This is a genomic window from Vibrio splendidus 12E03 (genome assembly GCF_000272105.2).
GTDB lineage: Bacteria > Pseudomonadota > Gammaproteobacteria > Enterobacterales > Vibrionaceae > Vibrio > Vibrio splendidus_I.
The window spans coordinates 1-8984 of sequence record NZ_AJZD02000172.1 but is presented as its reverse complement, the minus strand read 5'-3'; the positions used below and the strand labels follow the sequence as shown (position 1 = coordinate 8984).

Annotated in this window: 6 protein-coding genes; 1 reads left to right on the top strand and 5 read right to left on the bottom strand. The window is 45.5% G+C overall.

What is annotated here, in order from left to right; translation table 11 throughout:
* Positions 1–191: 191 nt before the first annotated feature.
* From lpdA to ampD, 5 genes are all read right to left on the bottom strand, one after another.
* The gene (gene lpdA, locus A142_RS11765) at positions 192–1622 is read right to left on the bottom strand and encodes a dihydrolipoyl dehydrogenase (protein WP_017059440.1); all 1431 of its coding nucleotides are present in this window, start codon (positions 1620–1622) and stop codon (positions 192–194) included.
* Positions 1623–1864: 242 nt separating this feature from the next.
* Positions 1865–3781, bottom strand: coding sequence for a pyruvate dehydrogenase complex dihydrolipoyllysine-residue acetyltransferase (gene aceF / locus A142_RS11760; RefSeq protein ID WP_019824468.1), 1917 nt, complete (start codon positions 3779–3781; stop codon positions 1865–1867).
* A 26-nt stretch (positions 3782–3807) separates the two neighbouring features.
* Positions 3808–6471 (bottom strand): pyruvate dehydrogenase (acetyl-transferring), homodimeric type, encoded by a 2664-nt coding sequence (gene aceE / locus A142_RS11755; RefSeq protein ID WP_017629814.1) that lies wholly within the window; start codon positions 6469–6471, stop codon positions 3808–3810.
* A gap of 62 nt (positions 6472–6533) precedes the next feature.
* On the bottom strand, positions 6534–7295 hold the full coding sequence (gene pdhR / locus A142_RS11750) for a pyruvate dehydrogenase complex transcriptional repressor PdhR (RefSeq protein WP_017629813.1): 762 nt from the start codon (positions 7293–7295) through the stop codon (positions 6534–6536).
* A 483-nt stretch (positions 7296–7778) separates the two neighbouring features.
* On the bottom strand, positions 7779–8378 hold the full coding sequence (gene ampD / locus A142_RS11745) for a 1,6-anhydro-N-acetylmuramyl-L-alanine amidase AmpD (RefSeq protein WP_019824466.1): 600 nt from the start codon (positions 8376–8378) through the stop codon (positions 7779–7781).
* Between the two features lie 83 nt (positions 8379–8461).
* On the opposite strand from ampD, the gene A142_RS11740 reads away from it, so the two are divergent.
* Positions 8462–8984: nicotinate-nucleotide pyrophosphorylase (locus A142_RS11740; protein WP_019824464.1), on the top strand; the 523-nt coding region annotated here is incomplete at its 3' end.

Sequence of the window (8984 nt, the reverse complement as noted above, 5' to 3'; positions counted from 1 at the left end):
AGATTCGAGATTCGAGATTCGAGATTCGAGTAAATAATTTAAGGGTTGGCCTAAGCGGTCAACCCTTTTTTGTAGAATGGAATGGCTCTTCGCATCTCGGAGTGAAACGTTCCTGCGCCTTACTTCAGACATAAAAAAACCGCTGACGAATCAGCGGCTTTTAAAAACATTAGCGAGTGACTAAAGAAGAATTACTTCTTCTTTTTCACTGCTTTCTTGTTTGGAAGGTCAGTGATTGAACCTTCGAATACTTCCGCAGCTAGACCAACAGACTCGTGTAGAGTTGGGTGAGCGTGGATAGTAAGTGCGATATCTTCTGCATCACAACCCATTTCGATTGCTAGGCCGATTTCGCCAAGAAGTTCACCACCGTTAGTACCAACAACAGCACCACCGATTACGCGATGAGTATCTTTATCGAAGATCATCTTAGTCACGCCGTCTGCACAGTCAGAAGCAATTGCACGACCAGAAGCAGCCCAAGGGAAAGTAGCAACTTCGTAGTTGATGCCTTCCGCTTTCGCTTCTTTCTCAGTCTTACCTACCCAAGCAACTTCTGGCTCAGTGTACGCAATTGATGGGATTACTTTAGGATCGAAGTAGTGCTTCTTACCAGAGATAACTTCAGCAGCTACGTGACCTTCATGCACACCTTTGTGAGCAAGCATTGGTTGACCAACAACGTCACCGATCGCATGGATGTGAGGAACGTTTGTACGCATTTGCTTATCAACATTGATGAAACCACGCTCATCAACTTCGATACCCGCTTTTTCAGCGTCGATAAGTGCACCGTTTGGAACACGACCGATAGCAACAAGAACAGCATCGTAGCGCTCAGCTTCAGCTGGTGCTTTTTTGCCTTCCATTGAAACGTAGATACCATCTTCTTTCGCTTCAACTGCTGTTACTTTAGTTTCAAGCATTAGCTTGAACTTGTTCTTAATACGTTTTGTGAAGACTTTAACGATGTCTTTATCCGCAGCAGGGATAACTTGATCGAACATCTCTACAACTTCAACTTTAGAACCTAGAGAGTGGTAAACCGTACCCATCTCAAGACCGATGATACCGCCGCCCATGATAAGCAGTTTTTCAGGTACTTCGTTTAGTTCTAGTGCATCCGTAGAATCCCAAATACGTGGGTCTTCATGTGGGATGAAAGGAAGTTTGATTGGGCGAGAACCCGCAGCAATGATTGCATTGTCGAAGTTAACAGTTGTTGCTTCGCCTTCGCCTTCAACAAGAATGCTGTTAGGACCAGTGAACTTACCGAAACCGTTAACAACAGTAACGTTACGCATCTTAGCCATACCGCCAAGACCGCCAGTTAGTTGATCAACTACTTTTTCTTTCCAAATACGGATCTTGTTGATGTCCGTTTGTGGCTCGCCGAATACAACGCCGTGCTCTGCCATCGCTTTAGCTTCTTCGATTACTTTAGAAACGTGAAGAAGTGCTTTTGATGGAATACAACCAACGTTTAGACATACACCACCAAGAGTGCTGTAACGTTCAACTAGTACTGTTTCTAGACCTAAATCCGCACAACGGAATGCCGCTGAGTAACCAGCAGGACCTGAACCAAGTACAACAACTTGGGCTTTAATTTCTTTGCTCATTGTGACCTCTTGTAGTCATTATCCCTAACAGGCTGAGTAGATGTTCTTAAAATTATTGGGCTTTCAAACAGGAAACATTTTACAGAGATGTTAACAGTGTGAAAGTAGCTTTAAGTTAGCCTGTGAGCTAGACAACAATTCCCTATCAGATTATGAGAAATGCAGGAAACTGTTCTCTAAAAATAGTCTTTATATAAAGAATTAAGGTGACCCGAAAGTCACCTTAATAATTACTTTCTCAATTACAGTACTAGACGACGAATGTCAGATAGTGCGCTGTTTAGGAAAGTAATGAAGCGTGCACCTTCAGCACCATCGATCACACGGTGGTCGTATGATAGAGACAGTGGAAGCTGTAGACGTGGTTGGAACTCTTTACCATTCCAAACTGGCTTAATTTCAGACTTAGATACACCTAGGATACCTACTTCTGGAGCATTTACGATTGGAGTAAATGCAGTACCGCCAATACCACCAAGGCTAGAGATTGTGAAACAACCGCCTTGCATGTCTGCCGCTGTTAGCTTACCAGAACGTGCTTTCTTAGAAACAGCCATTAGCTCTTCTGATAGCTCGTAAATGCCTTTCTTGTTCACGTCTTTGAAGACAGGAACAACTAGACCGTTTGGTGTATCAACAGCGATACCCACGTTTACGTACTTCTTAAGAATGATGCTTTCGCCATCTTCAGAAAGAGAAGAGTTAAACGCTGGGAATGCTTCTAGCGCTTTAGCGACAGCTTTCATGATGAACACAAGTGGAGTGATCTTCATGCCAGTGTCTTTCTTCGCTTCGATTGCGTTCTGTTCTTTACGGAATGCTTCTAGCTCAGTGATGTCTGCGTTGTCCCACTGTGTAACGTGAGGGATCATTACCCAGTTACGGTGCAGGTTAGCGCCAGAGATCTTCTTAATCTTAGAAAGCTTCTGAACTTCAGTTTCGCCGAACTTGCTGAAGTCAACTTTTGGCCATGGTAGTAGACCAAGAGCAGAACCGTCGCCGCCTTTGCCAGATGCAGCTGCACCAGACTCAAGACGCTTAAGTGCATCTTTAACGTAAGACTGAACGTCTTCTTTAAGGATACGGCTCTTACGACCAGTACCTTTAACCTTAGAAAGGTTAACGCCAAATTCACGAGCTAGACGACGAACTACTGGAGAAGCGTGCGCGTAGTCACCGTTCTCTTGGAAGTCGCCAGCTGCTGCTGGAGCCGCTGCAGGTGCTTCTGCTTTAGGAGCAGGTGCCGCCGCTGGAGCTGCTGCTTGTGCAGGTGCTGCAACAGGAGCTGCGCCTTCAACTACGAAAGTCATGATTAGAGAGCCAGTTGACACTTTGTCGCCAGCTGCAATCTTGATTTCTTTTACTGTACCAGCGAATGGTGCAGGAACTTCCATTGAAGCTTTGTCGCCTTCAACAGTAATTAGAGATTGCTCTTCTTCTACTGTATCGCCAACCGCTACCATGATTTCAGTAACTTCTACTTCGTCACCACCGATATCAGGAACGTTTACTTCTTTCTCAGCTGCGGCCGGCGCTCCGGATGCTGCTGGAGCCGCTGCAACTGGTGCTGCCGCCGCAGGAGCCGGAGCTGCTGCAGGTGCTGAACCAGCCACTTCGAATACCATTACTAGAGAACCAGTAGAAACTGAATCACCAGAAGCGATCTTGATTTCTTTAACGATACCAGCGAATGGTGCAGGAACTTCCATTGAAGCCTTGTCGCCTTCAACAGTAAGAAGAGATTGCTCTTCTTCTACTGCATCACCGATAGCAACCATGATTTCAGTTACTTCAACTTCATCACCGCCGATATCTGGTACGTGAACCTCTTTAAGCTCAGCTGCCGCTGCAGGAGCTGCAGCAACTGGTGCCGCAGCTTCAACTGCTGGAGCAGCCGGTGCTGCTGCAGCACCTTCCGCAGGAGAGCCTGCCTCTTCAAAGATCATGATAAGAGAACCAGTAGAAACAGAATCGCCTTCTGCTACTTTGATTTCTTTAACGATACCCGCTTGAGACGCAGGAACTTCCATTGAAGCTTTGTCGCCTTCAACAGTGATCAGTGACTGCTCTTCTTCAACCTTGTCGCCAACGTTTACAAGAATCTCAGTTACTTCAACCTCGTCAGCACCGATGTCTGGTACATTAATTTCGATTGTCATTGTATTTACCTACCTTAATGCCAGTCTTATGCGTATTGCGGGTTAGTTTTTTCAGTGTCGATATCGAATTTAGCAATTGCTTCAACAACTACAGATTTCTCGATGTCACCACGTTTAGCCAGTTCAGTTAGAGCTGCAACTACGATGTAGCCAGCGTTAACTTCGAAGTGACGACGTAGGTTTGCACGGCTGTCAGAACGGCCGAAACCATCTGTACCAAGTACTTTGTAAGACTCAGTTGGCATGTACGCACGTACTTGCTCAGCGTAGTTCTTCATGTAGTCAGTCACTGCGATTGCAGGTTCTTTACCAAGAACAGTCGTGATGTACGGTACTTTCTCTTCAGCTTCTGGGTGAAGCATGTTGTCACGCTCTACCGCTTGGCCGTCACGAGTTAGTTCGTTGAACGACGTTACTGAGAATACGTCAGATGCTACGCCGTACTCTTCGCTTAGAATTTCAGCTGCTTTACGCGCTTCGTTCATGATAGTACCAGAGCTCATTAGTTGAACTTTGCCCTTAGCACCAGCGTGAGATTCAAGCTTGTAGATACCTTTACGGATGCCTTCTTCAGCGCCTTCTGGCATTGCTGGCATTGCGTAGTTCTCGTTCATTACTGTTAGGTAGTAGTAAACGTTCTCTTGCTCAGGACCGTACATGCGACGGATACCGTCTTGCATGATTACTGCTAGCTCGTAAGCGAACGTTGGGTCGTAAGAGATACAGTTAGGGATGGTGTTCGCTTGGATGTGCGAGTGACCATCTTCGTGCTGTAGACCTTCACCGTTCAGTGTTGTACGACCTGCAGTAGCACCTAGTAGGAAGCCACGAGCTTGTTGGTCACCTGCTAGCCATGCCATGTCGCCAATACGTTGGAAACCGAACATTGAGTAGTAGATGTAGAACGGGATCATTGGTAGGTCGTTCGTGCTGTATGAAGTTGCAGCTGCAACCCATGAAGCCATAGAACCTAGCTCGTTGATACCTTCTTGAAGTACTTGACCAGACGTTGCTTCTTTGTAGTAAGAAACGATGCCTTTATCTTCAGGTGTGTATTCTTGACCGTGTGGGTTGTAGATACCAACCTGACGGAATAGACCTTCCATACCGAATGTACGAGCTTCATCACAGATGATAGGAACGATGTTCTTACCAATGTTCTTATCTTTAAGAAGGATGTTTAGCGTACGTACATAAGCCATAGTCGTAGAGATATCACGCTTCTGTTCACCTAGTAGAGGTGCGAATGCGTCTAGCTCAGGAACTTTGAATTCTTGAGTGAATTTAGGCAGACGTGCTGGCGTGTAACCTTGTAGAGCTTTACGACGAGCATGTAAGTATTCGTACTCAGCAGAACCTTCTTCCAGAGTCAGGTAAGGAAGCTCAGATACTTTCTCATCAGAAAGGATATCTTGTAGGCCTAGACGGTCACGTAGGTATTGTACGTGAGTCATATCCATCTTCTTAACACCGTGAGCGATGTTCTTACCTTCTGCAGCTTCACCCATGCCGTAACCTTTAACTGTTTTAGCTAGGATTACTGTTGGCTTGCCACCTGTCTCTTTTGCATTGTTGAATGCAGCGAACAGTTTAGAAGAATCGTGACCACCACGCTTCAGTTCGAAGATTTGGTCGTCAGTCATGTCTGCAACTAGTGCAGCTGTTTCTGGGTACTTACCAAAGAAGTGCTCACGTACGTATGCGCCATCTTTAGATTTGAATGTCTGGTAGTCACCATCGATAGTTTCGTTCATTAGTTGAAGAAGCTTACCAGTAGTGTCTTTAGCTAGTAGAGAATCCCAGTTGCTACCCCAGATAACTTTAACAACGTTCCAACCTGCACCTTTGAATAGGCCTTCAAGTTCTTGGATGATGCTACCGTTACCCATTACAGGGCCGTCTAGACGCTGTAGGTTACAGTTGATTAGGAAACATAGGTTGTCTAGCTTCTCACGCGCAGCGAAAGAAATAGCACCACGTGATTCTGGCTCATCCATCTCACCGTCGCCTAGGAAAGCGTATACACGTTGAGCAGAAGTATCTTTAAGACCACGGCCTTCTAGGTACTTAAGGAAACGAGCTTGGTAGATCGCAGAGATCGGACCTAGACCCATAGATACTGTAGGGAACTGCCAGAACTCAGGCATCAGTTTAGGGTGCGGGTAAGAAGGGATACCTTTACCATCAACTTCTTGACGGAAGTTATCTAGCTGCTCTTCAGTTAGACGACCTTCAACGAATGCACGAGAGTAGATACCTGGAGAGATGTGACCTTGGTAGTAAACTAGATCGCCACCGTCAGTCTCGTTTGGAGCACGGAAGAAGTGGTTGAAACATACTTCGTAGAACGCTGCTGCTGACTGATAAGAAGCCATGTGACCACCAAGGTCTAGGTCTTTCTTAGAAGCACGCAATACGATCATGATTGCGTTCCAGCGAATAATCGAACGAATACGACGCTCAAGAGTTACGTCACCAGGGTAAGCTGGCTCTTGTGCTGCTGGAATTGTGTTGATGTAGTTTGTGTTGATGCCTGTAGCCATATCAACACCATCTAAACGTGCTTTATCTAGAACTTGTTCTAGTAAAAACTGTGCACGTTCTACACCTTCTTCACGTACTACTGACTCAAGAGCTTCTAACCAATCTTGAGTTTCCAGAGCATCAACGTCATGCTTCATGTCAGACATGGCGATCTATCCTTTTTGTTAGTTGGATTCTACTAAACACGTAAAAAGCCGAAGTATTACGGCTATTTACCCTGTTGAATTCGACGTAGAGAACGTTCGCGGCGCGACTCTTCCTTCGTCAAATCCAGCAATGTTTCTTCGATGTAAGCTAAATGAGAGTGTGACATTTCACGTGCCTGTTCTGGCTGCCCTGAAACAATCGCATCTACAATGTTAGCTCGATGTATACTCACTTTCTCCACAACGTCTTTACGACGATGCAACAGCTTTAAATTCTCTAAGACGTTTTGTTCGAGTAACGGAGCCAAACTACGAACAATGTGCAATAACACCACATTGTGCGCTGCCTCTGTTAAAGCAATAAGAAAAGCCATTACCGCTGCAGATTCGGCTTCAATATCACCCTTATCTTGCGCGCCGTGAATTTTATCTTGGCATGCTTGAATTCGAGCAAAGTCTTCATCAGTGCCACGCAATGCCGCGAAGTAAGCCGAAATCCCTTCCATCGCATGACGCGATTCCAACAAGTCTAGTTGGGTTTCAGAATGGGAGGACAACAAATTAAGCAAAGGATCTGAAAAGCTTTTCCAAATATTTTCGCTAACAAACGTACCTCCGCCTTGACGGCGAGTAAGCAGGCGTTTTGCTTCTAAACGTTGTATCGCTTCTCGGATTGAAGGACGAGACACATCGAACTGTTTCGCCAGTTCGCGCTCAGGCGGCAACTGCTGCCCTGGAGCCAGTGTTCCTTCCACTATCAACCTTTCTAACTCTTGTTCGATAACATCGGAGAGTTTTGGCTGACGAATCCTTTGATAAGCCATAGTTTGTTGTTCTTCTTTTTCTTCGCTGACAATTGGTAATACCAATTTTAAGTTGGGCAGAAATTAACATAATTAAAACGCCACTGTCCAGCCTAAAATTGACCTGCATCATAGAATACAGCGTGAATTAACCATGATTTAACAAATGAAATTTAAAACAGCAACCAAATTGGTCTTACCATTTACAGGGGTAATACTTTTGGGGAGTGTTCGTGCTAGAAAGTTTCAGGATAAAAATGAATTGTTTCAGAAAGATTAGCGTCACTTGTTTAAAAACCGAACCAAGCGCACATTTAGGGTGGAAATTCTGTTCATAAGTTTTAATAAATGAGTGTTTGATAAGTTCGTCACACTCTCAATTTATTGATGCACTTCTCTCCACCACTTTCTTTACATCGCAACAACAAAAATTCACAAGTCATTATGCTAGGCGTTGACTATTCAACACCCACCAGCGGTAAGCCCATCGTCAAAAACTGAGGCTTAAGCTTTGAGATTTTTTTTAAACTTCTGCCAATCAAAGACCAAGCCAGGGTCAGTTTTACGCAGAGGCGCTATGTATTGATGGCCAGTGATACGCTGACGCGTAATCTGCGGGAACGTCGACATCAATGTGTTCGTCAATTGAGTCAAAGATTGATACTGCTGCTCGGTATAGGCAACAAAGTCACTGCCTTCCAGTTCAATACCAATCGAATAATCATTGCACCTTTCACGCCCTGCAAAACTCGACTGACCGGCATGCCAAGCTCGATTAAGGAAAGAAACGAACTGCACCACTTCGCCATCGCGGCGAATCAAGCAGTGCGCAGACACACCCATCTGATGAATCACCTTAAAAAAGGGATGCTCAGCGGGATCGAGCTTGCCCGTAAAAAACTGCTCAATATAAGGACCACCAAATTGCCCTGGCGGTAAGCTAATGTTGTGAACCACCAGCAGAGAGATATCATCAACACTAGGCCTTACATCAAAATACGGGGAAGGTACATGCCGAGCGTTGTCATACCATCCGTTGGAGCTGATCGTCATCTTAGTCTCACTTTCTTTTCTGCTAGCACAATAAGATGTGACCTTGCCCATAGAGCAGTCGCGCTAGCCTCTTTAATTTGAAGTTAAGCAAGAGTATCATTCCATTCCCACTCCCTTTCAAGATTAGATTTGCGATGAAAAACACACATAACAGCCACCAACGCCTTGATTACTTAAAAGAGCAACTGCCGCTAGAGATCGCTCGCTCAGTGGCTGAGACCATTAAAGAAGATCTAGGCGGAACGTTAGATCCAGCGGCTGATATCACGGCAAGTCTAATTCCCGCAGACGCAATCAACAGCGCAACCATCATTACGCGTGAGCACGGTGTGTTCTGTGGTAAAGCTTGGGCTGATGAAGTGTTTAAGCAGTTGGGCGGAGAAGTGACTATCGAGTGGAACGTAGAAGATGGTGATAAGGTTGAGCCAAACCAAACGCTTTGTACTTTAACTGGCCCAGCACGCGCGCTACTAACGGGCGAGCGTAACGCAATGAACTTCATTCAAACACTGTCTGGTTGTGCGACAGCAACAGCTATCTACGCTGACAAAATCAAACACACAGAGTGCCGCCTGTTAGATACTCGTAAAACGATTCCTGGCCTACGCAGCGCACTGAAATACGCGGTTGCTTGTGGTGGCGGTTTCAACCACCGTA

What these genes read in the sequence shown, in the direction of transcription:
- lpdA (WP_017059440.1), bottom strand. Translation starts at nt 1,622, where the DNA reads ATGAGCAAAGAAATTAAAGCCCAAGTTGTTGTACTTGGTTCAGGTCCT.
- aceF (WP_019824468.1), bottom strand. Translation starts at nt 3,781, where the DNA reads ATGACAATCGAAATTAATGTACCAGACATCGGTGCTGACGAGGTTGAA.
- aceE (WP_017629814.1), bottom strand. Translation starts at nt 6,471, where the DNA reads ATGTCTGACATGAAGCATGACGTTGATGCTCTGGAAACTCAAGATTGG.
- pdhR (WP_017629813.1), bottom strand. Translation starts at nt 7,295, where the DNA reads ATGGCTTATCAAAGGATTCGTCAGCCAAAACTCTCCGATGTTATCGAA.
- ampD (WP_019824466.1), bottom strand. Translation starts at nt 8,378, where the DNA reads ATGGGCAAGGTCACATCTTATTGTGCTAGCAGAAAAGAAAGTGAGACT.